At 72.4% G+C, this 24,602-nt stretch carries 26 protein-coding genes; 16 read left to right on the forward strand and 10 right to left on the reverse strand.

Going from position 1 to position 24,602, the window contains the following annotated elements; translation table 11 throughout:
- Nucleotides 1-22 precede the first annotated feature (22 nt).
- From sucB to KME79_RS13350, 12 genes are all read left to right on the forward strand, one after another.
- Nucleotides 23-1,468 (forward strand): 2-oxoglutarate dehydrogenase, E2 component, dihydrolipoamide succinyltransferase, encoded by a 1,446-nt coding sequence (sucB, locus tag KME79_RS13295; RefSeq protein ID WP_219544688.1) that lies wholly within the window; start codon nucleotides 23-25, stop codon nucleotides 1,466-1,468.
- Between the two features lie 278 nt (nucleotides 1,469-1,746).
- Entirely contained in the window at nucleotides 1,747-2,640 is an 894-nt protein-coding gene (locus KME79_RS13300; RefSeq protein ID WP_148032837.1) for a TIGR01777 family oxidoreductase, read from the forward strand.
- A gap of 34 nt (nucleotides 2,641-2,674) precedes the next feature.
- Nucleotides 2,675-3,412, forward strand: coding sequence for a Type 1 glutamine amidotransferase-like domain-containing protein (locus tag KME79_RS13305; protein WP_219544689.1), 738 nt, complete (start codon nucleotides 2,675-2,677; stop codon nucleotides 3,410-3,412).
- Between the two features lie 38 nt (nucleotides 3,413-3,450).
- Entirely contained in the window at nucleotides 3,451-4,143 is a 693-nt protein-coding gene (gene lipB, locus KME79_RS13310) for a lipoyl(octanoyl) transferase LipB (RefSeq protein ID WP_148032839.1), read from the forward strand.
- A gap of 75 nt (nucleotides 4,144-4,218) precedes the next feature.
- Complete coding sequence (locus KME79_RS13315; protein ID WP_219544690.1) at nucleotides 4,219-5,181, forward strand: M48 family metalloprotease; 963 nt, start codon at nucleotides 4,219-4,221, stop codon at nucleotides 5,179-5,181.
- Nucleotides 5,182-5,230: 49 nt separating this feature from the next.
- Entirely contained in the window at nucleotides 5,231-6,160 is a 930-nt protein-coding gene (gene lipA, locus KME79_RS13320) for a lipoyl synthase (RefSeq protein ID WP_219544691.1), read from the forward strand.
- A 175-nt stretch (nucleotides 6,161-6,335) separates the two neighbouring features.
- Complete coding sequence (locus KME79_RS13325) at nucleotides 6,336-7,295, forward strand: AraC-like ligand-binding domain-containing protein (RefSeq protein WP_219544692.1); 960 nt, start codon at nucleotides 6,336-6,338, stop codon at nucleotides 7,293-7,295.
- 115 nt (nucleotides 7,296-7,410) lie between these two features.
- The gene (locus tag KME79_RS13330; protein WP_219544693.1) at nucleotides 7,411-7,797 is read left to right on the forward strand and encodes a VOC family protein; all 387 of its coding nucleotides are present in this window, start codon (nucleotides 7,411-7,413) and stop codon (nucleotides 7,795-7,797) included.
- Nucleotides 7,794-8,603, forward strand: a complete 810-nt coding sequence (locus tag KME79_RS13335; protein ID WP_219544694.1) for an alpha/beta fold hydrolase — start codon at nucleotides 7,794-7,796, stop codon at nucleotides 8,601-8,603. Before KME79_RS13330 ends, KME79_RS13335 begins: the two co-directional genes overlap by 4 nt.
- 31 nt (nucleotides 8,604-8,634) lie before the next feature.
- Nucleotides 8,635-11,001 (forward strand): beta-glucosidase family protein, encoded by a 2,367-nt coding sequence (locus tag KME79_RS13340; protein ID WP_308248899.1) that lies wholly within the window; start codon nucleotides 8,635-8,637, stop codon nucleotides 10,999-11,001.
- Between the two features lie 93 nt (nucleotides 11,002-11,094).
- Nucleotides 11,095-11,775 (forward strand): DUF4191 domain-containing protein, encoded by a 681-nt coding sequence (locus KME79_RS13345; RefSeq protein WP_148032844.1) that lies wholly within the window; start codon nucleotides 11,095-11,097, stop codon nucleotides 11,773-11,775.
- Nucleotides 11,775-12,539, forward strand: a complete 765-nt coding sequence (locus KME79_RS13350) for a class I SAM-dependent methyltransferase (RefSeq protein ID WP_219544695.1) — start codon at nucleotides 11,775-11,777, stop codon at nucleotides 12,537-12,539. Before KME79_RS13345 ends, KME79_RS13350 begins: the two co-directional genes overlap by 1 nt.
- Here KME79_RS13350 and KME79_RS13355 read toward each other — a convergent pair.
- The 3 genes from KME79_RS13355 to KME79_RS13365 are packed head-to-tail and all read right to left on the reverse strand — an operon-like array spanning nucleotide 12,520 to nucleotide 14,583.
- Nucleotides 12,520-13,470 carry a glycoside hydrolase family 113 protein gene (locus KME79_RS13355; RefSeq protein WP_219544696.1) on the reverse strand — a complete coding sequence of 317 codons (951 nt, stop codon included), beginning with the start codon at nucleotides 13,468-13,470 and terminating at the stop codon, nucleotides 12,520-12,522. The two genes, KME79_RS13350 and KME79_RS13355, sit on opposite strands and share 20 nt — an antisense overlap.
- A complete protein-coding gene (locus tag KME79_RS13360; protein WP_246639779.1) occupies nucleotides 13,467-14,072 on the reverse strand; it encodes a TetR/AcrR family transcriptional regulator in 606 nt (201 codons plus the stop codon). The genes KME79_RS13355 and KME79_RS13360 overlap by 4 nt, the downstream gene beginning before the upstream one ends.
- 49 nt (nucleotides 14,073-14,121) lie before the next feature.
- Nucleotides 14,122-14,583 carry an RDD family protein gene (locus KME79_RS13365; RefSeq protein WP_219544697.1) on the reverse strand — a complete coding sequence of 154 codons (462 nt, stop codon included), beginning with the start codon at nucleotides 14,581-14,583 and terminating at the stop codon, nucleotides 14,122-14,124.
- Nucleotides 14,584-14,672: 89 nt separating this feature from the next.
- Here KME79_RS13365 and KME79_RS13370 point away from each other — a divergent pair, with 89 nt between their 5' ends.
- Complete coding sequence (locus KME79_RS13370; protein WP_219544698.1) at nucleotides 14,673-14,972, forward strand: hypothetical protein; 300 nt, start codon at nucleotides 14,673-14,675, stop codon at nucleotides 14,970-14,972.
- A gap of 85 nt (nucleotides 14,973-15,057) precedes the next feature.
- Nucleotides 15,058-16,482, forward strand: coding sequence for a type I glutamate--ammonia ligase (gene glnA / locus KME79_RS13375; protein WP_219544699.1), 1,425 nt, complete (start codon nucleotides 15,058-15,060; stop codon nucleotides 16,480-16,482).
- A gap of 414 nt (nucleotides 16,483-16,896) precedes the next feature.
- On the opposite strand, the gene KME79_RS13380 is transcribed toward glnA, so the two are convergent.
- On the reverse strand, nucleotides 16,897-17,301 hold the full coding sequence (locus KME79_RS13380; protein WP_219544700.1) for a nuclear transport factor 2 family protein: 405 nt from the start codon (nucleotides 17,299-17,301) through the stop codon (nucleotides 16,897-16,899).
- 87 nt (nucleotides 17,302-17,388) lie between these two features.
- Here KME79_RS13380 and KME79_RS13385 point away from each other — a divergent pair, with 87 nt between their 5' ends.
- On the forward strand, nucleotides 17,389-17,946 hold the full coding sequence (locus tag KME79_RS13385; protein WP_219544701.1) for a TetR/AcrR family transcriptional regulator: 558 nt from the start codon (nucleotides 17,389-17,391) through the stop codon (nucleotides 17,944-17,946).
- Nucleotides 17,947-17,994: 48 nt separating this feature from the next.
- Here the strand turns inward: KME79_RS13385 and KME79_RS13390 are convergent, their stop codons facing one another.
- Nucleotides 17,995-18,798, reverse strand: coding sequence for an SDR family NAD(P)-dependent oxidoreductase (locus KME79_RS13390; RefSeq protein ID WP_219544702.1), 804 nt, complete (start codon nucleotides 18,796-18,798; stop codon nucleotides 17,995-17,997).
- A 137-nt stretch (nucleotides 18,799-18,935) separates the two neighbouring features.
- Nucleotides 18,936-19,733, reverse strand: a complete 798-nt coding sequence (locus KME79_RS13395) for an SDR family oxidoreductase (RefSeq protein WP_219544703.1) — start codon at nucleotides 19,731-19,733, stop codon at nucleotides 18,936-18,938.
- Between the two features lie 156 nt (nucleotides 19,734-19,889).
- Here KME79_RS13395 and KME79_RS13400 point away from each other — a divergent pair, with 156 nt between their 5' ends.
- Nucleotides 19,890-21,740, forward strand: coding sequence for an ABC-F family ATP-binding cassette domain-containing protein (locus KME79_RS13400; RefSeq protein ID WP_372452428.1), 1,851 nt, complete (start codon nucleotides 19,890-19,892; stop codon nucleotides 21,738-21,740).
- On the opposite strand, the gene KME79_RS13405 is transcribed toward KME79_RS13400, so the two are convergent.
- From KME79_RS13405 to KME79_RS13420, 4 genes are all read right to left on the reverse strand, one after another.
- Nucleotides 21,714-22,229 (reverse strand): hypothetical protein, encoded by a 516-nt coding sequence (locus KME79_RS13405; protein WP_219544705.1) that lies wholly within the window; start codon nucleotides 22,227-22,229, stop codon nucleotides 21,714-21,716. The genes KME79_RS13400 and KME79_RS13405 overlap by 27 nt on opposite strands.
- A gap of 60 nt (nucleotides 22,230-22,289) precedes the next feature.
- Nucleotides 22,290-22,871: an NUDIX domain-containing protein gene (locus KME79_RS13410; RefSeq protein ID WP_219544706.1), complete on the reverse strand. Its 582-nt coding sequence runs from the start codon at nucleotides 22,869-22,871 to the stop codon at nucleotides 22,290-22,292.
- A 108-nt stretch (nucleotides 22,872-22,979) separates the two neighbouring features.
- The gene (locus tag KME79_RS13415; protein ID WP_219544707.1) at nucleotides 22,980-23,528 is read right to left on the reverse strand and encodes a GNAT family N-acetyltransferase; all 549 of its coding nucleotides are present in this window, start codon (nucleotides 23,526-23,528) and stop codon (nucleotides 22,980-22,982) included.
- 10 nt (nucleotides 23,529-23,538) lie between these two features.
- On the reverse strand, nucleotides 23,539-24,582 hold the full coding sequence (locus KME79_RS13420) for a hypothetical protein (RefSeq protein WP_261808692.1): 1,044 nt from the start codon (nucleotides 24,580-24,582) through the stop codon (nucleotides 23,539-23,541).
- Nucleotides 24,583-24,602: the final 20 nt, after the last annotated feature.

Raw genomic sequence — 24,602 nt, forward strand, 5'->3', positions numbered from 1 at the left:
CAGAACGCGAGAGAAGATAACGATGCCGGTCTCCGTACAGATGCCCCAGCTCGGCGAGAGCGTCACCGAGGGCACCGTCACCCGTTGGCTGAAGAAGGAGGGCGAGCGCGTCGAGGCTGACGAGCCGCTCCTCGAAGTGTCGACGGACAAGGTCGACACCGAGATCCCGTCGCCCGCCGGCGGTGTGCTCCAGAAGATCGTCGTGGCGGAGGACGAGACGGTGGAGGTCGGCGCCGAGCTGGCCGTCATCGACGAGAGCGGCCAGGCCGGCGCCCCCGCCCCGGCCGAGGAGGCGGCCCCCGCTCCCGAGCCTGAGCCGGAGCCCGAGCCGGAGCCGCAGCCCGCGCCCGCCTCGTCGATCCCGCAGCCCGCCCCGGCCGCCCCCGCTCCGCAGCCGGCCCCGCAGCCCGCGCCCCGGCCGGCTCCGCAGCCCGCGGCCCAGCCCGCGGCGCAGGCGCCCGCGCCGCTGCCCACCTCGGGCGAGAGCCCGTACGTGACGCCGCTGGTGCGCAAGCTGGCCAACGAGCACGGCGTGGACCTCGACTCCGTCACCGGCACCGGGGTCGGCGGCCGCATCCGCAAGCAGGACGTGCTCGAGGCCGCCAAGCAGCAGCGTGAGCAGGCCCCCGCCCCCGCCGCCGCGCAGGCCCCGGCCGCCGCCGCTCCGGCCGCCGCGCCGCAGGCCGCCGCCCCGGCGGCTCAGGCCCCGGCCGCCGCGCCCGAGCAGGTGGAGGTCGACGACACGCTGCGCGGCCGCACCGAGAAGATGACGCGGCTGCGCCAGACGATGTCCAAGCGCCTGGTGGAGTCGCTCCAGACGGCCGCCCAGCTCACCACGGTCGTGGAGGTCGACGTCACCAAGGTGGCGCAGCTGCGGGCGCGGGCCAAGGATGAGTTCTTCCGCCGTGAGGGCGTCAAGCTGTCGTTCATGCCGTTCTTCGAGATGGCCGCGATCGAGGCGCTCAAGCAGCACCCGAAGCTCAACGCGACGATCAACAACGAGACCATGGAGGTCACGTACTTCGACGTCGAGCACCTCGCCATCGCGGTCGACACCGAGCGCGGCCTGATCGCGGCGGTCATCAAGAACGCCGGCGACCTCAACCTCGCCGGGCTCGCCCGCAAGACGGCCGACCTGGCCGAGCGGACCCGCGCCAACAAGGTGACCCCCGACGAGATCACCGGCGGCACGTTCACGCTGACCAACACCGGCAGCCGCGGCGCCCTGTTCGACACGCCGATCCTGAACCAGCCGCAGGTCGGCATGCTCGGCACCGGCGCCGTGGTCAAGCGGCCCGTCGTGGTCGACACGCCCGAAGGTGAGGTCATCGCGGTCCGGTCGATGGTCTACCTGGCGCTCACCTACGACCACCGCCTGGTCGACGGCGCCGACGCCGCCCGCTTCCTGACGACGATCAAGCGCCGCCTGGAGGAGGGCCGCTTCGAGGCCCAGCTCGGCCTCGCCTGACGAGGACCTGAAGGGGCCGGGCGCGCACCGTCGCGCCCGGCCCCTTCGCGCGTTCCCGAACGAACTTCGGGCACCCGGCACCAACCGCAGGACAAAGCTCCGACGGCAGGTGCCCCGGGACCGCTTCGGCGCGGCTGCCGGACGCTCTCGGACCGTCGATCCGTGAGCACGGCGAGCACGGTCACGGGTCAGTGAGTGCGGCGGGCGCGGTTATGGGGTCGTCGGGAATCGCGCGGGAGGTGACGGCCGGCGGGAAGGCGGCGTCGTAGGGTGGTCGTATGGCGATCATCGTGACGGGGGCATCGGGGTTGCTGGGCGTGCCGCTGGTCGCCGCGCTGCGGGGCGCGGGCGAGCGGGTGGTCACTCTGGTGCGGCGCGAGCCCAGGAGCGGCGACGAGGCGCTCTGGCGGCCCGCTGAGGGGGTGCTGGACCCCGCCGTCCTGGACGGCGCGAGCGCGGTGGTGCACCTGGCCGGGGCGCCGATCGCCGAGCGGCGCTGGACCGCCGCGTACAAGCGGGAGCTGGTGCGCAGCCGTGTCGACAGCACGAGGCTGCTGGTGCGGGCGATGAGAGAGGCGGGGCGGCCTCCGGGCGTGCTGGTCTCGGCGTCGGGGGTCGACTTCTACGGCGACACCGGCGACCGGGTGGTCGACGAGGGCGCGCCTGGCGGCAGCGGGTTCCTGCCGGAGCTGTGCGAGCGGTGGGAGGCGGAGGCGGCCGCCGCCGAGGAGTTCGGGGTGCGGGTGGCGCGGCTGCGGACCGGGCTGGCGCTGAGCGGGCGCGGCGGCGCGCTCGTCAGGATGCTGCCCGTCTTCAAGGCCGGTCTCGGCGCGCCGCTCGGCTCGGGCAAGCAGTACTGGTCGTGGATCAGCGAGCCCGACTGGGTGGGCGCGGTGCGTCACATCCTGGCGACGCCCGAGGTGGCGGGCCCGGTCAACATGGGCTCCCCCACGCCGGTCACCAACGCCGTCTTCACCCGGACGCTCGGCCAGGTCCTGCGCAGGCCGACGATGCCGATGCCGGTGCCGGGGTTCGCGCTGTCGCTGGGGCTCGGCGAGTTCGCCAAGGCGGGGCTGCTGCCGAGTCATCGCCTGCGGCCGGGGAAACTGCTGGACAGCGGGTACGAGTTCACCCATAGCGACCTCGCCGACGCGCTCCGCGCCGTACTGTAGTGAGCTGTTCCACCTTCGCTCCGGGAGACTCCGTATGACCAGGTCAGGCCAGTCGCACATCCTCGCGATCGGGGGCGGCTCGTTCCGCCCGACCGGCCGCTACGGTTTCATGGAGGCGAGCCCGCTGCTGCGCTACGGCCTCGACCTGACCGGTCAGGACCGTCCCAAGCTGGGCCTGCTCGCCACCGCGACCGGCGACGACGCCGCCTGGCTGCTGAAGATGTACGGCGCGTTCACCGGATGGGACGTCGAGGTCAGCCACCTGACCGTGTTCCCGATGCCGAACGTCGAGGACCCGGCCGCCTGGATGCTCGAACAGGACATGATCTACGTCAGCGGCGGCAGCGTGGCCAACCTGATGGCGCTGTGGCGGCTGCACGTGCTCGACGAGGCGTTCGCGGAGGCGTGGCGGACCGGGGTGGTGCTGTCGGGGCAGAGCGCGGGCGCGCTGTGCTGGCACGTCGGCGGCAACACCGACTCCTTCGGCCCCGAGCTGCGGGCGTGGTCCGACGGGCTGGCCCTGCTGCCCTACTCGTGCGGCGTCCACTACGACTCCGAGCCGCAGCGGCGGCCGCTGCTGCACGAGTCGGTGGCGAGCGGTGAGCTGCCCGACGGCTACGCCGCCGACGAGGGCGTGGCGCTCCACTACGCCGGCACCGAGTTCATCCAGGCGGTCAGCTGCCGGCCCGAGGGTCACGCGTACCGCGTCGAGCATGACGGCGCCGGCGGGGTGAAGGAGTTCAGGATCGAACCTCGGCTGCTGACATCCTGAATTACCCTACAAGGGTGAGGGAACGGCACAATGGACCCATGCGCCCCATCAACGGGGTCGATCCCCACAGTCTCGCCATCGTCCGTCTAGGCGTCGACGTCCCCTACGAGCAGGCCTGGTCGCTGCAGCGCTGGGTGCACGGCAAGCGGGCCGCCGGAGAGCTCGGCGACACGCTGCTGGTCCTTGAGCACGCGCCGGTCTACACGGCCGGCAAGCGGGCCGCCGCGCACGAGCGTCCGGCCGACGGCACGCCGGTCATCGACGTCGACCGGGGCGGCCGGGTGACCTGGCACGGCCCCGGCCAGCTCGTCGCCTATCCGATCGTCGCGGTCTCGGACGTCGTCGACTACGTGTGCCGGCTGGAGGAGACGATGATCCAGGTGTGCGCCGACTTCGGCGTCACCGCCAGGCGGGTCAAGGGGCGTCCCGGGGTGTGGGCCGCCGGCGACGCCAGTCTGGGCCTGCCCGACCGGCAGCTCGGCGCGGTGGGCATCCGGGTCTCGCGCGGGGTGTCGATGCACGGGTTCGCGCTCAACTGCGCGAACGACCCCCGGTGGTTCAACCGGATCGTGCCGTGCGGGCTGCCCGACGTGGGCGTCTCGACGCTGTCGGCGGAGACGGGCCGGCGCATCGTGGCCGAGGAGGTCATGCCGATCGCGGAGAAGCGCCTGGCGGAGGCCCTCGGCCGCGAGCCGTACGACCTCCACGAGGAGGATCTCCTGCGCCGCTGACCTCCCCTGGTCTGACGCCGCGGATCAACCCTCGGGCCCTTACCCGGCCGGGGCGGCGGTGCCTATGATCAGGGCGTGAAACGCGCCGCCGCCTTTCTCATCGCCTTTCTGGTGCACGCGCTGACGCTCGCCTTCATCGTGCTGGGCGCGCGCACGATCGTCGTCAACGCCGAGTTCGTCTTCGGCTGGCTGATCGGCGGGCTGCTGATCGGCATCGGGTGGCTGCTGCGTCCGCGCCTGGCGCGCGTGCCCGCCGACGCCGAGATGCTCGGCCGGGAGGACGCCGCCGAGCTGTACGCGACGGCCGGGCGGGTCGCGTCCCGGATGGGGGTCAGGCCGCCGGACCTGGTGGCGGTCAGGGATCTCGCGACCGGGACGTCTTACCGGAGAGTGGGGCTCAGGCGCACGCCGGTGCTCCTGGTGGGGCTGCCGGTGTGGCTGGCGCTGAGCCCGCGGCAGCGCGTGACCCTGCTGGCGACGGCTTACGCGGGCGAGGCGACCGGCGACGACCTGGTGGTGGGCGGCGCGCTGTCGACGCTGGGCGAGTGGCGGCAGGCGCTGCTGGGCTCCGCGCCGCTGACGGCGCGCGAGGAGGCCCGCGACAAGTTCACCGGTACGCTCGGCGCGCTCCACACGCCGGACACGAGCTACGAGGTGGCCGGGTGGATCGGCCGGGTGATCGGCCGGGTGCTGGGCGCCCCGGTGCTGCTGGTGGAGTACGCGCTCACCCGGCTGGCCCGTTCGGGCGACGGGCGGGCGCGCGAGCGCAGGCTGGCGCTGGCCGCGAAGGCGGTCACGCCCGAGGAGGTGGCGGAGCTGGAGGAGCTGATCGCCGCCGGCGGCTACCTCGCGCCGATGCAGGCGGCCGCGCTGCGCGGCGAGACCGTGCCCGCGATCAGGCGCGACGCGCTGGCCCGCGCCGACCGGCCGGGGCCCGCGCGTTCCCCGTTGCTGGGCGAGGTGGAGTCCGGACGCATCGACGAGGAGTTACTCGCCCACTACACCCGCGCGGTGCGCGGTTTCGGGCTCATCGCCTGATCCACGCCCCTGGCGAGGGCCATGCGGGCGGGAGACGTAAGCTGGCAGGGTGACCGTTGCTCCTGAAGGCCGAAAGCTCCTCCGCCTGGAGGTGCGCAACGCCGAGACCCCTATCGAGCGCAAGCCCCCGTGGATCAAGACCAAGCTGAAGACGGGCCCCGAATACACCGAGCTGAAATCGCTCGTGCGCCGCGAGGGCCTGCACACGGTCTGTGAAGAGGCAGGCTGCCCCAACATCTACGAGTGCTGGGAAGATCGCGAGGCGACGTTCCTCATCGGCGGCGACCAGTGCACCCGCCGCTGCGACTTCTGCCAGATCGACACCGGCAAGCCCAAGGAGTACGACCGCGACGAGCCGCGCCGGGTGGCCGAGTCCGTCCAGCAGATGGGCCTGCGCTACGCCACCGTGACCGGCGTGGCCCGCGACGACCTGCCCGACGGCGGGGCCTGGCTCTACGCCGAGACCGCGCGGCAGATCCACGCGCTGCTGCCCGGCTGCGGCGTCGAGCTGCTCGTGCCCGACTTCAACGGCGACCGCGGCCAGCTGGAGGAGGTCTTCTCCAGCAAACCGGAGGTGTTCGCGCACAACGTCGAGACCGTGCCGCGCATCTTCAAGCGGATCCGGCCCGCGTTCCGCTACGACCGCTCGCTGAAGGTGATCACGACGGCCCGCGAGGCCGGGCTGGTGACCAAGTCCAACCTCATCCTCGGCCTGGGCGAGACCCGCGAGGAGGTGCTGGAGGCGATGCGCGACCTCCACTCCGCCGGCACTGACCTGCTCACCATCACGCAGTATCTCCGGCCGACCCCGCGCCACCACCCGGTGGAGCGCTGGGTCAAGCCGGAGGAGTTCGTGGAGCTGCAGCGGGAGGCCGAGGAGATCGGCTTCGCCGGCGTCCTGTCCGGCCCGCTGGTCCGCTCGTCGTACCGCGCGGGCAAGCTCTACCAGCAGGCGATCACCGCCCGCCAGACGGCCTGACCGCGCCGCCCAGCGTGGCGTGGTCGCGGCGTCTCTCGCGGCGTCGTTCGCGGTGTGATCGCGGCGTCGTTCGCGGTGTCCATGTGGTGTCGGAAGCCCCGGGCGGGGTCCCGGGGCTTTCGCGTTTCCCCGATCCGGCCGCCGCGCTACCGTGAGCGTCGGAAGGGGGCGAAACGTGGCCATTCTGATCCGGACCGGGGACGTGCCGCCAGGGCAGCGGCTCGACGCCTGGCGCAGCGTGGTCTGCGACACGCTCGGCCCGCTCGACTTCCACATCGCCCGCGGCACCCCGCTGCGGGGGCAGATCGAGGCCGGGCAGCTCGGCCCGATCGGCGTCGGCAAGGTGGAGACCTCCACGCCCCACAGCGTGCACCGCACGGCGGGCCTGATCCGGCGTGACAGCCCCGAGCTCTACCGGCTGGTGCTGGCCGTGTCTGGCAGCCCGATCCTGTCGCAGGACGGCCGCTCGGTCCGGCTGGCCCCGGGCGGGTTCGCCCTCTACGACTTCACCCGGCCCTACGAGCTGGCCTACGACGCGGCGGTGCGGCTGGCGGTGTTCAGCTTCCCGCGCGAGCTGCTGTCGCTGCCCGCCGGCGCGGCCACCTCGATCACCGCCGTGCCGATCCCGGCCGGCGAGGGCACCGCCGCGCTGGCCGCGCCGCTGCTGCGCCGGGTGGCGCTGGACCTGGAGACCTACCGGCCGGCCAGCGCCGCGCGGCTGTCCACGGTGGTGCTGGATCTGGTGGCCACCGCCGTGGCCGAGCGCGTGGACCGGCTGGACGAGGTGCCGGAGCGTGCCCGGCAGGAGGCGCTGACGGCGCGGGTGCACGCCTTCATCGAACGCCATCTGGGCGATACCGGCCTGGACCCGGCCGCCGTGGCCGCCGCCTGTCACGTGTCGCCGCGCTCGCTGCACCGGGTGTTCGAGGCCCGCGACACGACGGTGGCGGGCTGGATCCGCCATCGGCGGCTGGAGCGCTGCCGCCGCGACCTGGCCGATCCGGCGCTGGCGGGCGTGCCGGTCAGCGCGGTGGCGGCCCGCTGCGGGCTGCCCGACCCGGCCCACTTCAGCCGCCTGTTCAAGCGCGCGTACGGGGTGCCGCCGGCCGAGTACCGGCGGGCGAGCCTGCGGTAGGCGCGCATCGTCAAGGGGGTGGCGCGCAGGTCCAAGACCGGGGCCGCCGCGATCCGCAGACTGGTCCCATGCCCGCGAGAACGCGGGAACCCCCTGACGAGGATGGAGTCCGGTCATGCAGCTCTTCGTGAACCTGGCGGTCAAGGATCTCGACCGCTCGAAGGAGTTCTTCACCGCGCTCGGTTTCGCCTTCTTCGGCATGGCCGACGACATGGCGTCCGTGATGATCAACGACGGCGCGCAGGTCATGCTGCTGACGGAGCCGCTGTTCGCCGGCTACGCGGCCAGGGAGCTCGCCGACCCGGCCAAGACGACCGAGGCGATCCTGGTCATCGGCCTGGAGAACCCGGCCCAGGTCGACGAGCTGACCGAGAAGGCCGTCGCCGCCGGCGCCACCCCGCTGGGCCCGCCCCGGCAGGACGACTTCCGCTACCAGCGGGCCTTCGCCGACCTCGACGGCCACCACTGGGAGGCGCTCTGCCTGGCGCAGCCGGCCGGATGAGCACCGTGACGCTGACGGGCACGGCGGTCTCGGCCGACGGGACCGCCATCGCCTACGACCGCCACGGCTCGGGACCGGCCGTGGTCCTGGTGCACGGCGCGTTCACCGGCAAGGGCCACCCCACGCTGGCGGGCGTGGCGGCGGGGCTGGCGCCGTGGTTCACCGTGTACGACTACGACCGGCGCGGGCGGGGAGGCAGCGGCGACACCTCCCCGTACGCGGTGGAGCGCGAGATCGAGGATCTGGCCGCGGTCGTCGGGGCGGCGGGCGGGCCGGCGATGGTGTTCGGCGGGTCGTCGGGCGGCGCGCTGGCGCTGGAGGCGGCGGCCCGGCTGCCGGAGGTCACCAAGCTGGCGGTGTGGGAGCCGCCCTACCACGTGACCGCCGACGCCCCCGTACTGCCGCACGACTTCGCCGCCCGGCTCGACGCCCTGGTCCGGGAGGGGCGGCGGGGGGACGCGGTCGAGCTGTTCATGGTGGCGGCGGCCGAGGTGCCGCGGGAGGCCGTGGCGCTGATGCGGGCCGACCCGTCCTGGCCGGAGGTGGAGGCCGTCGCGCACACGCTGGCGTACGAGGCGGCCGTCATGGGGCCGGGCAACGCGCTGCCAGCCGCCCGGCTCGCCGAGGTCACGCAGCCGGCGCTGGTCATGAACGGCGACGCCGGCCCGGCGTGGATGGCGGCGGCCGCGCGGGCCGTGGCGGGGCGCGTTCCCGGCGCCGTCCACCGGGTGCTGGAGGGGCAGGCGCACGCCGTGGCCCCGGAGGCCCTGCTGCCCGAGCTGCTGGAGTTCTTCGTGGTGGCGTGACCCCGGCCGCCGGGTCGCCGACACTGTGATCGTGGACTTCGATGACGTGATCAGCGGGCTGGACCTGCGTACCAAGGTCAGGATGTTGACCGGCGCCTCCATGTGGGCGCTGCACCCGGTGCCGGAGATCGGCCTGGACCGCCTGGTGATGAGCGACGGGCCGATCGGCGTGCGCGGCGAGCGGTGGAGCGCGGCCAGCCCGTCGATCGCGTTGCCGAGCCCCACCGCCATGGCCGCCACCTGGGACGTGGGGCTGATCCGGCGGGTGGGGCGGCTGCTCGCCCAGGAGGCCCGGCGCAAGGGCGTGCACGTGCTGCTCGCGCCGACCGTCAACTTGCACAGGTCGCCGCTGGGCGGGCGGCACTTCGAGTGCTTCTCCGAGGATCCGCACCTGACGGGCGAGGTGGCGGCCGCGTACGTGGAAGGCGTGCAGGAGGGCGGGGTGGCGACCACCTCCAAGCACTTCGTGGCCAACGACTCCGAGACCGAGCGGTTCACGGTCAGCGTCGAGGTGTCCGCGCGGGCGCTGCGCGAGCTGTACCTGCGGCCGTTCGAGCGGGTCGTCCAGGCCGGCGCGTGGGGTGTCATGACGGCCTACAACGCGGTCGGCGGCGTCACGATGAGCGAGCACGCCGATCTGGTGCACGGGGTGCTGAAGGACGAGTGGGGCTTCGACGGTCTCGTGGTGTCCGACTGGACGGCGGTGCGCACCACCGAGGCCGCCGCGCTGGGCGGCACCGACGTGGCCATGCCGGGCCCGCACGGGCCGTGGGGCGACAAGCTGGAGGAGGCGGTGCGCGCGGGGCGGGTGCCGGAGTCGCTGATCGACGACCGGGTGCGCCGCGTGCTCCGCCTGGCCGAGCGCACGGGCGCGCTGGGCGGGCCGCCGCCCGCCGCGGCCGGCGAGGTCATCGACGGGGTGGCGCTGGCGCGTGAGGTGGCCGCGCGGAGCTTCACCCTCCTGAAGAACGACGGGCCGCTGCTTCCGCTGTCCGGCGTGCGGTCCGTGGCGCTGATCGGGTCGGCGGCCAGGGAGGCCAGGGTGATGGGCGGCGGCAGCGCCCAGGTGTTCCCCGCCCGCGTCGTCTCCCCGCTGGACGGCCTGCGCGGGCGTGACGGCGTCGAGGTCCGGTACGCGCGGGGCACCGATCCGCGTGTCCGCCTGTCCCCGCTGGCGGTCCCGGCCACCGCGGCCTTCCTGGACGCCGACGGCCGGGTCCTGGCCGAGCATCCGCTGCCGGCGGCCGAGGGGCGCTGGATCGGCGAGACCCCGCCCGGAGTGGACGCCGACCGGCTCGCGGCGGTCCGGCTGCGCGCCTCGTACACGCCGGAGACCGGAGGGCGGCACGAGCTGTCGGTGGCCGGCGCGGGCGCGTACACGCTGTCGGTGGACGGCCGGGTGCTGCTCGACGAGACGCTGACCCCCGGCGGTGACGACCCGGCCGCGCTGCTGTCGCCGCCGGAGCGGCGGGTGACCGCCGATCTGGACGCGGGCGTCACGTACGAGCTGGAGGTCCTGCACCGGACGGCCGGGTTCCGGGGGATGGTGTTCATCGTGTGCGTGCTCGGCCACGCCGAGCCGTCGCCCGGCGAGGACGAGCTGTTCGCCGAGGCGGTGCGGGTGGCGGCCGGCAGCGACGTGGCCGTGGTGGTGACCGCCACCACGCCGGAGGTGGAGAGCGAGGGCTTCGACCGCGGGGACCTGGTGCTGCCGGGCCGGCAGGACGAGCTGATCGCCGCGGTCGCCGCCGCCAACCCGCGCACCGTCGTGGTGGTGAACGCGGGCTCGCCGGTGGAGATGCCGTGGCTGGACTCGGTGGCGGCGGTGCTGCTCACCTGGTTCCCGGGGCAGGAGGCGGGGGCGGCGCTGGCGGACGTGCTGTTCGGCGACGCCGAGCCGGGCGGGCGGCTGCCGACGACCTGGCCCGCCCGGCTGGCCGACGCGCCGGTGGTGAACGTGACTCCGGACCGCGGTGTCCTGGTCTACGAGGAGGGGCTGTTCATCGGGTATCGGGCGTGGGAGCGGAGCGGGCGCGCGCCGGCGTTCTGGTTCGGGCACGGGCTCGGCTACACGACCTGGTCGTACGACTCGATCTCCGGCGGGAGCGGGTCGGTGACCGTGCGCGTGACCAACACCGGAGGGCGGCGCGGCCGGGAGGTCGTGCAGGTCTACGCCGCGCTGGTCACACCCGATCCGGAGCGCCCGGCCCGGTGGCTGGCCGGGTTCGCGGTGGTGGAGGCCGATCCGGGGCAGAGCGTGACCGCCGTCGTGGACGTGCCCGACCGTACGTTCGAGGTCTGGGACGGGCGGGGGTGGCGGGTCGCGTCCGGGGAGTACCTGCTGGAGGCCGCCCGCCACTACGCCGACCGGAGGCTGTCGGCGACGGTCAAGGTCTGAGGGCCAGGATTCGGCAAAAAGATCGCGGCCCCGGCGAGGTTCCCTGGCGGCCGCGTTCTCCGACCTGTCCGGTTCGTTTGTATCCTTCCTTCCATGGCGAAGTCCAAGGACCCAGAGAAGCCGGGGCGCATCAAGCAGCTCCGCATGATCGCGCAGATCATCAAGCAGTCCAATCCCAAGGGGATGCCGATCGTCTTCCTCTCGGCGGTCGGCACGCTGGCTGTGGTGGTCGTGATCGGTCTGGTCACGGACTATCTGTGGTATTCGATCTTTTTGGGCATCCTGCTGGCGTTCACCGTCGGCCTGGTGGTGTTCGGGCAGCTCGCGCAGCGGGCGCAGTATTCGCTGCTGCACGGCCAGACCGGCGCCGCCGCCGCCGTGCTGCAGGGCATGCGCGGCAACTGGCAGGTCACCCCGGCCATCGCGGTCAACCGCGACCAGGACCTGGTCCACATGGTGGTGGGCTATCCGGGCGTCATCCTGGTGTCCGAGGGGCCGGGCAACCGCACGGCCCGCATGCTCGCGGCGGAGAAGAAGCGCATCGCCCGCGCGGTGCTGGGCGTGGAGATCTACGACGTCCAGTGCGGTGACGGCGAGGGCCAGGTCCCGCTGGCCAAGCTGCAGCGCCACATCATGAAGCTGCCGCGCAACCTGAAGAAGCCCTCGGTCAACGAGGTGAAGGACCGCCTGCGGTCCCTGCCGAAGAACATGCCGATGCCCAAGGGTCCGATGCCCAAGGGCGCCCGCATGCCGCGCGGCCCCAAGATGCGCTAGTGCCGTCCCTGTCGTCGCGGGCCAACCGCGGCTGGTGGGACGGCAACGCCGACGACTACCAGGCGGAGCACGGCGCGTTCCTGCGCGACGCCGGCTTCGTGTGGTGCCCTGAGGGCGTCGACGAGGCCGACGCCCGGCTGCTCGGCGAGGTGTCCGGGCGCGACGTGCTGGAGATCGGCTGCGGTGCCGCGCAGTGCGCCCGCTGGCTGGTGACGCGGGGTGCGCGGGTGGCCGCCTTCGACCTGTCGCGCGGCCAGTTGCTCCACTCGCGCCGCATCGACGAGGAGACCGGTGTGCGGGTGCCGGCGGTCCAGGCCGACGCCGAGTCGCTGCCGTTCGCCGCGGAGAGCTTCGACGTGGCCTGCTCGGCGTACGGCGCGCTGCCGTTCGTGGCCGACCCGGCGGCGGTCCTGCGCGAGGTGCGCCGGGTGCTGCGGCCGGGCGGCCGGTTCGTGTTCTCGGTCAGCCACCCGATCCGGTGGGCGTTCCCCGACGACCCGGGCCCGCGCGGGCTGACCTCCGACCGCTCCTACTTCGACCGCAGCCCGTACGAGGAACGCGACGAGCACGGCGCCCTCACGTACGCCGAGCACCACCGCACCATGGGCGACTGGGTGGGCCTGCTGGCCGCCTCCGGGCTCGCCATCACCGGGCTGCTGGAGCCCGAGTGGCCCGAGGGGCACGACCGGGTGTGGGGCGGCTGGAGCCCGTTGCGCGGCCGCCACCTGCCCGGCACCGCCATCTTCAGCTGCGCGCGTATCTAGCGGCCATGGCGTGGAAGGCCGCCTTCGGCTCCCAGCGCGTCTCGTCGAGCATCCTGACGACGCCGTACGAGCCGAGGTCGGCCTGATTGTCCCGGCCGATCCTGGTGAAACCGGCGAAGGTGAACCACAGGGCGGTCTCGACGCCCTCCTGCTCGAAGACGTCGAGCAGCTCGTCGAGGTAGCGGACCTGCTCGTCCTCGTCGGGCACCGCGCCTTCGGGCACCAGGTAGGCCGAGCCGCCCCGCTCGCCGGCGCCGCGGTAGGCGCAGGTGCCGAACTCGGTCACGGCCACCGGCTTGCCCTGCCCGGAGCGGGCGCGCAGCTCGTCGCGGAAGGTCTCGGCGTTGTAGGCGGCGCGGTAGGCGTCGAGGCCGACGACGTCGAACGGGGTCCAGTCGACGAACTCCCACGGCGCGGAGGCGTAGGTGATCCTGCCGCCGAACAGCGGCCGGACCGTGGCGGCGACCTCGGCCAGGTAGGAGTCCAGGCGTTCGGTGATCGCCGGGATCTCCCTGCTCCACCATTCGGGGGACGCCTCGGTGAGTGACCCCAGGCGCTCGCCGTACGTCTTCCCCGGCATGAACCCGGACAGGAAGGCGCTGGCCTCGCAGCCCGCCACCAGCACCACCTCGGCGCCGCCCGCGCGCAGCTCCTCCGCCTTCGTGGCGCACTCCGCCAGCATCGGCAGGGTCTCCTCGGGGGTGAGGTCCACCGGGAACGGCGCGTACCAGACCTCCAAGCCGGCCGCGGCGGCCTCCTCGGCGGCGACGGCGAGGCGGGCGGGGTCGCCGCCGGAGACGCGGACGGCCCGGCAGCTCAGCTCGCGGGCGATCGCCTGGAGGTCGCGCCGGACGGTGTCCCGGTCGAAGGCCTTGCGGCTGCGGTCGGGCTCGGGCAGGAAGCCGGTGTCATAGTTGATGCCCTTTTTCATGATTTGTCCTTACCGATACCGTCTTGGAGTTGGTCGAAGGCGAGCTCCACGTCGGAGGCGAGCATCCGGCCCGCCTCCTCCAGCGGCGTCCCGGACGCCAGCCGCTGGAAGAACGCCTCCTCGACCGTGGTGATGACGGCGGTGATCTGGGCGGCCATGAGCTGCGCGGCCGTCTCGGAGCCGGCCGTGTCCCGTAGCGCGGCGGCCAGCTCGTGACGCTGCCCCATGTGCGCCTGATAGACGCCCGCCATGAGCACCGGCGTGGACGCGATGACCCTGACCTGGGCGAGCATCCGGGCGACGTCGCGGGGACCGTCGGCGGCCAGCGCGGCGTAGTGGGCGCGCAGCGCGTCCAGGGGCGTCTGGCCGGGCGGCCGCCGGGCCACGATCGAGGCGAGGTCGTCGTGGATGCCGTCGAGAGCCAGGCAGTCCTTGCTGGGGAAGTAGTTGAACAGGGTGACCTTGGCGACCCCGGCCGCGTCGGCGATCTCGCTGACCGTCACCGCGTCGTACCCGCGCTCCGCGAACAGCTCCAGCGCGACGCCCGCGATGCGCCGCCGGGTCTCTTCCTTCTTGCGCTCGCGCAAGCCCGCCATCATCATGACGGCAGCGTAAAACGTACTCAGTACAAAAGTAAACCCGGTACGGTTTTCACATGCGGACGACCACGGTGTTCGACACGCGGTCGTGCAGGCCGCGGTGGTCGCGGTCGAAGATCAGCGCCGGCAGGGCCAGCACGAGCAGCACCGTGCGCACCAGCACCGGGAACAGGCGGGGGTCGCCGCCGTCCATCGCCGCCACCCGGATGCCGGCCAGCCGGTGGCCGAACGTCTGCCCGAGGAACCCGACCAGCACCACGTACTGCACGGCGAACACGATCGCGGGCACCCACGGCTGTTCGGCCGTGCTGATCCCGAGCAGCAGCTGCGTGATCGCCCACGTGCAGATCATCCAGTCGATGACCAGGGCGGCGATCCTGCGCCCCCAGCCGGAGACGGACCCGCTGCCCTCCTCCGGCAGCCCGAGGCGCTGCCCCGGATAACCGAGATCGACCCCGGCGGACCGGAGCCCGCCCAGCCAGGTCTGCGTCCACCGCGGCTCGTTGCTGCTCATGTGTCAAAGGTATCCGCCGGTGGGGGCGGTCGGGATCGTGACCCGTCCGCGCTTCCGTGACGCGGGTGGTCCGGCGCATGATGGAGGCCATGCCGTACGGGGACGACTTGGACGCGCGCTTCCACGAACTGGTCGCGCAGTTCAGCGAGGAGGAGCGGCGCAGGCTGAGCGCCGCGGCGAGCAAGGGCGCCCGCCCGCGCCGGCGTCGGCGCGTGGGACGGGTCTGGTACGCGTTCGCGGCCGTGCTGGCGGTGGTCGTGGCGGCCCTGCTGATCGTCGCCGTCCGCCCCGACCTGCTCTCCCCCGCCCCCGAGCCGGCCGCGGAGTCGCCGTCACCGGTCCTGCGCGCCCACGTTCCGGGCCCTTCTGGGGACGTGAACGCCGCGTAACACATGCGAAACAATCGAGACACCATGCGGAAACGGCCGCGCCGTACCTTCACGGGTGATAGCCCGTCCCCAGGGAGGTTCGAGAGTGTTCAACTCCGCCGACGACGTCCTGAAGTTCATCAGGGACGAAGGGGTGCAGTTCGTCGATGTCAGGTTCACCGACCTGCCGGGGACGACTCACCACTTCACCTTCCCGGTCGAGAACTTCGGCGCGAACGTCTTCTCTGACGGCCTCATGTTCGACGGCTCGTCGATCCGCGGTTTCCAGGCGATCCACGAGTCCGACATGCTGCTCCTGCCGGACCCGTCGTCCGCCGTGGTCGACCCGTTCCGCCAGCACAAGACGCTCAACATCAACTTCTTCGTGCACGACCCGCTGACCGGCGAGGCCTACAGCCGCGACCCGCGCAACGTCGCCCGCAAGGCCGAGGAGTACCTCAAGGGCACCGGCATCGCCGACACCGTCTTCTTCGGGCCCGAGGCCGAGTTCTACATCTTCGACGACGTCCGCTTCGAGACGAAGTCCAACGCGGGCTACTACTACATCGACTCCATCGAGGGCGCCTGGAACACCGGCAAGGCCACCGAGGGCGGCAACCTGGGCTACAAGCCGCGCTACAAGGGCGGCTACTTCCCGGTGCCGCCGATGGACCACTTCACCGACCTGCGCTCGGAGATGGTCCGCAACCTCATCGAGTGCGGCATCGAGGTCGAGATGCAGCACCACGAGGTGGGCACGGCCGGTCAGGCGGAGATCGACTTCAAGTTCGGCACGCTGCTCAAGACGGCCGACAACCTGATGCTCTACAAGTACATCATCAAGAGCACGGCCATGGAGTACGGCCACACCGTCACGTTCATGCCCAAGCCGATCTTCGGTGACAACGGCTCGGGCATGCACTGCCACCAGTCGCTGTGGAAGGACGGCTCGCCGCTCTTCTACGACGAGGTCGGCTACGCGGGCCTGTCCGACACCGCCCGCTACTACATCGGCGGCCTGCTCAAGCACGCCCCGTCGCTGCTGGCCTTCACCAACCCGACGGTCAACTCCTACCACCGGCTGGTGCCGGGCTACGAGGCGCCGGTCAACCTGGTCTACTCGCAGCGCAACCGCTCGGCCTGCGTCCGGATCCCGATCACGGGCTCCAACCCGAAGGCCAAGCGCATCGAGTTCCGCGTGCCCGACCCGTCCTGCAACCCGTACTTCGCCTTCGCCGCCATGCTGATGGCGGGGCTCGACGGCATCCGCAACAAGATCGAGCCGCCGGAGCCCGTCGACAAGGACCTGTACGAGCTCCCGCCGGAGGAGGCCCGCTCGGTCCCGCAGGTGCCCGGCTCCCTCACCGACGTGCTCAACGCCCTGGAGGAGGACCACGACTACCTGCTCGAAGGCGGCGTCTTCACGCCCGACCTGATCGAGACGTGGATCTCCTACAAGCGCGAGAACGAGGTCGACCCGATCCGGCTGCGCCCGCACCCGCACGAGTTCGAGCTCTACTACGACGTGTGACCGGTTACCGCGCGGTGAGCTGCATGCTCACCGCGCGGTTTCCGTCTGGTTCCGCCTCGGTTCCGGCCGAGCGGCGAGCACCGCATCGAGAGCGGCTCGTGTCGACGCGTCGAAGTCGCTCACCCATAGGGCGCGGATTCAGCTTGTACAGCTTGCCGATGGTGGTGCTGCCCTCGTAGAGGGTGGTGCGGGTGCCGTCGTAGACGCCGGCGGGCCGCTTGGCCGCCGTGGTGGGTGAGACGGTTCTCGGCTTCGGCTTTCCCGCGCGCTCCGCCCGGCTGGGTGCGTGCTTGTGGTGGCGGGGAGGCGCTGACCCGCACGGGTGAGTCCGAGCGCCGCCGGGGCCCCGGCGGTGCCCCTCCTGGGCCTCCGCCGCAGGGGCGAGGGCGAGGCGCGCGGTGCTCCGGCGGTCTCTCAGCAGGTGGCGGAGACGCGGCCGAGGGCGGCGGTCATCGCCGGCACGTCCTGATACTCGCGCCAGTGTGCGATCCGCCCGTCGCGGGCCTTGAGCACGCCGATGAACGGGACCGACAGCCGTTCGCCGGTGCCGGGCAGGAAAGAGCCCAGCTCGTACTCGACCACGATCATGTCGGGGTCGGCGGTGTCGTGGACGGTGACCTCGCCCATCTCCAGCGCGACGGGCAGGGCGGCGCGGCCGGCCCGCGCGTGGGCGAGGAAGCGCTCGCGGCCCTCGATCCGGCGTGGCTGGTCTGGCGGCGCGAACGGGGTCTCGACGACGACGTCCTCGGCCCACAGATCTGCCACCTCCTCGCCGGTCATGTGCCGCCGCAGCCCGTCGAACACCTCACGTGCGCCCATGGCGCGCTCCCTTCCGTGGACTAATATGAGCGACTACTCACATTGGAAAAATAATGAGTCGCCACTCATGTTGTCAACGGGAGCTCGATGACCGGCAAGCTGCGCGCGGACGCGCGACGCAATCGGGAACGCATCCTCGCCGCCGCCGAGGCCGTCTTCGCCGAACACGGGGCGTCCGCGTCCACGGAGGAGGTCGCCGCGCGGGCGGAGGTGGCGATCGGGACGGTGTTCCGCCACTTCCCGACGAAGAACGACCTGCTCGGCGCCACCCTCAAGCGCCTGCTCGACCGGCTCGCGGAGGAAGCCGCCGTTCTCTCCGACGAGGGAGATCCGGCGACGGCGCTGTTCACCTTCTTCGCCCAGGTGGTGGAGGAGGCCGCGGCCCGCAGGACGGTGGCGGAGCTGCTGGCAGGCGGCGGGGTGGACGTACGGGTCGGCAAGCCGCTCCGGCGCCTGGAGGAGCCGCTGGCGACGCTGCTGACAAGGGCTCAGCAAGCGGGGACGGTGCGCGAGGACGTGCGGCTCGACGAGGTGATGGCGTTGCTGGCGGGCACGACGCAGGCGGCCCTGCTGACCGGTTGGACACCCGACCTCCGGGACCGCACCTTGCGGATCATCTTCGACGGGTGCCGCCCCGGGCGGTGAACCTTCTGGCGAGGGCGGCAGCGGTTCGGTCCCGGTGGCCGTACGAGGTCAGACCTGCTTGAGGAAGCCCGCGTCCACGGCGAGGTCCGCGCCGGTCGTGGCGGCCGAGCGCGGTGAGGCCAGCAGGGCGATCGCGTCGGCGACCTCCTGGGGGTCGACCAGCCTCGGGATCGACAGGTTCATCATCTCCGGCGCCAGCCGGTCCAGCACGGAGTCACGGTCGGCGCCCGCCTGTCCGGCGATGATGTCGGCCGCGCCGCCCTCCTCGGTCCACCACGCCGTGCGCACCGGTCCAGGAGAGACCGTGTTGACGCGGATGCCCTGCGGGGCGTACTCCTCCGACAGCGCCTTCGTCACGTTGTTCAGTGCCGCCTTGGCCGCGCTGTAGTCGACGTTCATCGGGGCGGGGAGCCGTGCGGAGCCCGACGAGACGTTGACGATCGAGCCGCCGCCGCGCGCCAGCATCGGCGGGATGGCGGCCCGGACGAAGCGCACCACCGCGAACAGGTTGAACTCGAACATGACCCGCCAGTCCTCGTCGGCGGGGGCCATGAAGGAGAAGCGCGGCAGGGCAACCCCGGGCGGCGGGCCACCGGCGTTGTTCACCAGGATGTCGAGCCCGCCGAACTCCTCCACGGCCCGCGCCACGGCCTGGCCGGGCGCTTCGGGGTCCATCAGGTCCACCGGCACGTGGAGCAGGTCGCCGCCCAGTTCCGCCAGCTCGGGGCTGGTCTTGCGGGAGACTGCCACGACACTGGCCCCCTCGCCGAGCAGGGTGCGGGTCACGGCCAGGCCGATGCCCTTGGACGCGCCGGTGACGATCGCGACGCGGCCGGAAAAGTGCAGATCCATAGGTGCTCCTTCGCCGTAGGGGCCCTCCGGACGAGCGGAGGGTTTCCATCGCGGAACACGCTAGGCGCGGGCCCCCGACGCGGGCTGGCGACGTTCGGACCGGTGTTTCCGGCGGGCTTCGGACCCGCATCCCCCGCTCAGAGGCCGTAACGGCCGAGCACGTCCCGCTTGCGGCCGGTGAGGAACTTGCGGGCCATCCGGCCGGTGGTGAGCCAGGCGATGACGTCGCCGTTCCCCGTGCCGGCCAGCATCCTGCCGACCAGGTACGGCGCGACCTCGTCGACGTGGTCGCAGAGGATGTTGAGGAGCTTGCGCTGCTCGGCGACCTGCTCGGGGGCGGCGGCGGCCTCGCGCAGCCAGCCCTCGGTGATGAGCATGCCGGGGCTGACCTGCCCGACCCGTACGCCGGTGCCCGCGACCTCCTTGGCCAGCGCCCGGGTGAAGGAGTCGAGGCCGCGCTTGGTGGCCGAGTAGACGCCCATGCCGGGACGGATCCGGCCGTCGCTGCCGCCGCCGAGGATGTTGAACACCTGGCCGCCGCCCTGGGCGAGCATGCCGCGTACCGCGACCTGGGAGCCGTAGACGGTGCCGAGCATGTTCGTGGTGACCATCGCGCGGACGTCGCCGGGCGCGGTCTCGACGATGGGGCGGGTGGTGTGGGCGACGCCGGCGTTGTTGATCCACAGATCCACGCCGCCGAGGGCGTCCACCGCGGTGGCCCACAGCTTCTCGACCTGCTCGGGGTCGGTCATGTCGACGGCGCACCCGTGCACGGCCGCGCTTTCCGCCGCCTCCGGGCGCAGTCGCGCCACGGCCTCGTCCACCGCCGCCCTGGTACGGCCCGACACGACCACGGAGTGCCCGCGCCGGAGCAGTTCGCGGGCGAGAGCGAACCCGAGCCCTTTGGTGCTGCCGGTGACGACTGCCTTCCGCATGGCCGCTCCCTGGAGGGTCGGGAATCGGCGTTGATCTTACGCCGCCGCCTTCTCCTCGGATAGACCTGAGACGAGACGTTGCGTCTTGGAGGACGTGACGCTACTCTCTCATGAGACGGATCGTCTCGTCTCACTGGAAGCGAGGAGGTGGGCCTCATACGTACCGCTGCCCAACTGTCACTGGCCGAGATCACGAAGCGATACGACACCCGCGTCGTCCTGGACCGCGTGTCGTTCGCCGTCAAGCCCGGCGAGCGGATCGGGGTGATCGGCGACAACGGGTCGGGCAAGTCCACGCTGCTCAGGCTCATGGCGGAGGAGGAACAGCCGACCAACGGTGAGCTGGTGGTCGTCGCGCCCGGCGGCGTCGGATACCTGCCGCAGACGCTCGCGCTGCCGCCGCACGTGACCGTCGCGGAAGCCGTCGACCTGGCGCTGGCCGACCTTCGGGAGCTCGAAGCCCGCATGCGGGCGGCCGAGCGGTCACTCGGGGAGGAGTCCTCTCCGGATCTGGACGTGTACGCGGAGCTGGTGGCGGAGTTCGAGACCCGGGGCGGCTACGAAGCCGACGTCCGGGTGGATGTCGCCCTGCACGAACTCGGGCTGCCCGGGCTGGACCGGAGCCGCCCGCTGGGCACGCTGTCCGGCGGCGAACGCGCCAGGCTGGCCCTGGCCGCCACGCTGGCGTCCGACCCCGAGCTGCTGCTGCTCGACGAGCCGACCAACGACCTGGACGACCGGGCCGTGTCCTGGCTCGAACAGCGCCTGCGCGCCCACCGGGGCACGGTCGTGGCGATCACGCACGACCGGGTGTTCCTGGAGCGGGTGACCACCGCCATCCTGGAGGTCTCCGGCGGGCAGGTGCGCCGCTACGGCGACGGGTACGCCGGATACCTCGCGGCCAAGGCCGCCGAACGCGCCGCGCAGGCGCGGGCCCACGAGGAGTGGAAGACGGAGCTGGACCGGCATGCCGGTCTGGTGGCGGCCAACGCGGGCCGGTTGGCCGTGATCCCGCGCAAGACGCCCAAGGCGGGCATGGGCACCGGGACGTGGCGTGCGCGCTCGCGTACCCACGGGGCCTCCCGGCGCATCCGCCAGTCCCAGCAGCGGCTGCGCCGGCTCACCGACCACCCGGCGCCGCCGCCGCCCGAACCGCTGCGCTTCACCCCCACCCTCGCCGCCGCGGGTGCCCGCGAGGGTGCGGAGGTGGCCGCGCTCGACGGCGTGGTGGTGGCGGGACGGCTCCGCCTCGACTCCCTGACCATCAGGGCCGGTGAACGGCTGCTCGTCACCGGCCCGAACGGAGCGGGCAAGACCACCCTGATGCGGGTGCTCGCCGGCGAACTGCTGCCCGACGCGGGCGACGTACGGCGGAGCGGCCGCGCCGGACTCTTCCGCCAGGACGACCCGGACACAGACGACGTACGGCGGACCGAACGGTTCAGGTCCTTCTCCGAGGACTTTCCGCACGACGGCAACGCGCGGCGGAGCGGACGGTCCGGGTCCTTCCGCGAGGACGTTCCCGACGACGATGACGTACGGCGGAGCGGACGGTCCGGGTTCTTCCCCGGGGACGTTCCGGACGACGGTGACGCGCGGCGGGCCAGGCGGGATGTGCCGGTGAGGGCGGAGTGGACCGTGTTGCGGGCCTATGCGTACGGGCGGGCCGGGAGTCTGGACGAGCACGCGGACGCGCTGCTCGCTCTGGGGCTGTTCGGGCCATCCGACCTGGGGCTGCGTCTGGGAGAGCTGTCCTATGGGCAGCGGCGCCGGGTCGAGCTGGCGCGCCTGGTGAGCGAGCCCGTGGACCTGCTGCTGCTCGACGAGCCGACCAACCATCTGTCGCCGATGCTCGTGGAGCAGATGGAGGAGGCGCTGGCCTCGTTCCCCGGCGCGCTGGTGGTCGTGACGCACGATCGGCGCCTGCGGGCCGGGTTCACGGGTGCCCGTCTGGAACTCGCCGACGGCATGGCCCGGATGTCAGTCGTCGGCGGCGACCAGGAGTGACAAGGTCCCGGCGGTCCGATCGACGAGGACCAGCTCGTGGAAGTCGATCTGGACCCCGCCCCAGTCGTGGAACGCCCCACGGCCGAGGTCCTTCAGCCGGTACCGCTCGGTGGCGTCCGCGAGCAGCGGGTGGACCTCGTCCTCCAGCCGGGCGGACAGAGCCGCCGGAAGCGGCCCGAACTGGTCCGCCCAGCCGCGCAGAACGGCGTGCGCGACCGCCCCGTCGACCTGCTCGTACGCGGCCACGCTCAGGTTACGCAGCCAGTAGGGGCCGTGCCGGAGCCCCGCGGCCTCGACTCCTCCCCCGGCGTAGTCGTCCCGGTACTGCTCATGCCCGACCAGGTCGGCCAGGAGACGGCCGCCGGCGACGTCCCGGCGGGACAGGCCGAACCGCTTGACGTCGATCCAGCGGAACGCGTGGTCCTCGAAGTCGAACGCGCTGAAGTTGATGACGATCTGATCCCTGTACGTGAGCGTCCCGTCCGTCACGCCGGAGACGATAGCGCTGGACGGCCACGGCGCGCGATCGACGCCTTGTCGCGTCTCGGCTCATGACTCATTCGTGCTTTCGCCCTGTGCGACTCGCGGAGGTGTCGAAGAAAGGATCGCCGCGATGCCGCGTACGAGGCGGTCGGTGAGGAGTCCGGCGGGATCGCGCCAGGCGAGGGACCCGGCCTGCGGCGTGATCCGGGCATGCAGCGTCCGGAAGGCGAAGCGGAAGTCGGCGTGCTGGTGCGAGGGCACACCCCTGGCGGGGTCGGCGGGGATCTCGTGGACCTCGATGTCCACCGGGACGGCCTCGGCCGGGACGACGACCTCCGCCCGGGGAACACCCGTCCCCGCTTCCAGCTCGCGCAGGGCGGCGTCGCACAGGCTGTCGTCCGAGGGCTCCACGTGGCCGCCGGGCAGGAGCCAGCGGTCCTGCGCGCTGTGGCGGATCATCAGCACCCGGCCGGAGCCGTCGATCGCGACGGCGCTGGTGATCACGTGCAGGGGCAGGGTCTCGCGCGAGGCGAGGTCCTGCTCGCGGTCGAGCGCCTGCGCCAGCATGACGGCGTCGGCGGCGCGGCCGGGGTGAGCGCCGAGATAGCGCGTCAGCACGGCGACGATCTCCCTGCGGGTCACGGTCATGGCCCTATGGAAGTGGGTCGGCCGGGTGCCCGCAATCGACTGCCGGACAGTGGTGGAAAGCTCCCACATGCCCGTCGTGCCACTTCTGACACAGAATCATGCTTATGGTCAAGGGGTGGGACGAACGACCCCAGCAGCGCTGATCCGGTAGAGGACGTGCGGGCGGAGCGGGTGGCCTTCCGGGATCATGATGTGGTCGAAGTCGTCGGCCGGGTCGCGGGTCATGCCGAGCCGCCGCATCACCGCCTGGGAGCGCACGTTCAGGACGGCCGTGATCGACACGATCTCCTCCAGCCCGGCCTCGCCGAACCCGTGAGCGAGCGCCCGCCGGCCGGCCTCGGTGGCGTAGCCGTGTCCCCACGCCGAGCGGGCCAGCCGCCAGCCCACCTCGACGGCGGGCGTGAACGGCGCCTCGAACGTCTGCAGGGCCAGCCCGGCGAACCCGATGAACTCCCCCGTCTCCCGCACCTCCAGCGCCCACAACCCGTACCCGTGCTCGTCGAACCGCTGCTCGATCCGGTCCACGAGGGCGTCGCTCTCGGCCCGGGTCATCGGGGCGGGGAAGTGTTCCATCACCCGCGGGTCGGCGTTGAGCGCCGCGAACGGCTCCCGGTCGCTCTCCCGCCACCTGCGCATGATCAGCCGCTCGGTCTCCATCCCCGACACCCTAGCGACGGGAGCGGATGCCGGTGATGCGGCGCAGGACGTCCCACCAGAAGGGGGCGCCGAACAGCAGCGCCACGTACGTCAGCAGGAAGCCGGGCCAGTGGCTGGGGGTGGTGAGGCGGTCCCACCAGGCGCCGCCGTTCCAGTGGAAGGACGGCTCGCCCTCGGCGGGGACCGCCATGCTGACGATCGCGTTGTCGAGGACCTTGACCAGCGCGGGCTGGCTGAGCGTCTCGGTGACGCACGGCACCGGGTCCGACTGCTCGCACTGCGCCTTCAACTCGCTGTACGCGTCAGGACCCGCTTCGGTGACGGCCGTGACGGTGGCGCGATAGGCGTTGTCGCGCAGCAGCGTCTTGCCGTACTCCAGCCCGTCGACCGTGAACAGCAGCGTCACCACCAGCGCGAGCAGGGCGAGCACCCACTTGACGTACCGCTTGTAGAGCATCGACAGCCGCTGCATCTCGCTGTCGAACCAGCGTTCGACGCCCTGGCGGAACCGGTCGAGGTCGCGCTGGGCGGACTCCCACACACCCTGGAGATGACCGTAGAGCGGGCTGCCCGTGGCCCTGAGCTTCTCCAGGAGCCCTTCGACGCCGCCCGGCTCGCTCGCGGCCAGCTCCATCATGGCCATCGAGAACCGCCCCGGCGGCAGGTCGGCGATGCTGGTGCGGCCCCGGGTGGGGTGGTCGATCTCCCGTACGCGCTCGTACAGCAGACCAGTGAACCCGTCCGCGCCGGCGGGCGCGCCGGCCGGCACGGCGGCGGGCACCGCCGGGGCGGGCCGGCTTTCGTGCTCGGGCCGCGGGTCGCGGGCGAACGGCAGCGCCGCGAACACCTCGCGCAGGCCCGACGGCAGCCACGAGCGGCCCTTCGGCGCGTCGTCGTCGAGCGTGTCGCGCAGGTAGGCCCAGAGGAACTTGCTGCGGATCGCCAGCAGCCGCACGATGGCCTCGTTCAGCCCGCTGACGAGCAGCGACAGCAGGAGGAAGGCCAGCACGAGGCCGAGCGCCAGATCGATGTAAGCGGATAACAAGCCGATCACCCCGCGCCTTGATACACCCT

This window comes from Nonomuraea harbinensis (assembly GCF_019396385.1).
GTDB lineage: Bacteria > Actinomycetota > Actinomycetes > Streptosporangiales > Streptosporangiaceae > Nonomuraea > Nonomuraea ferruginea.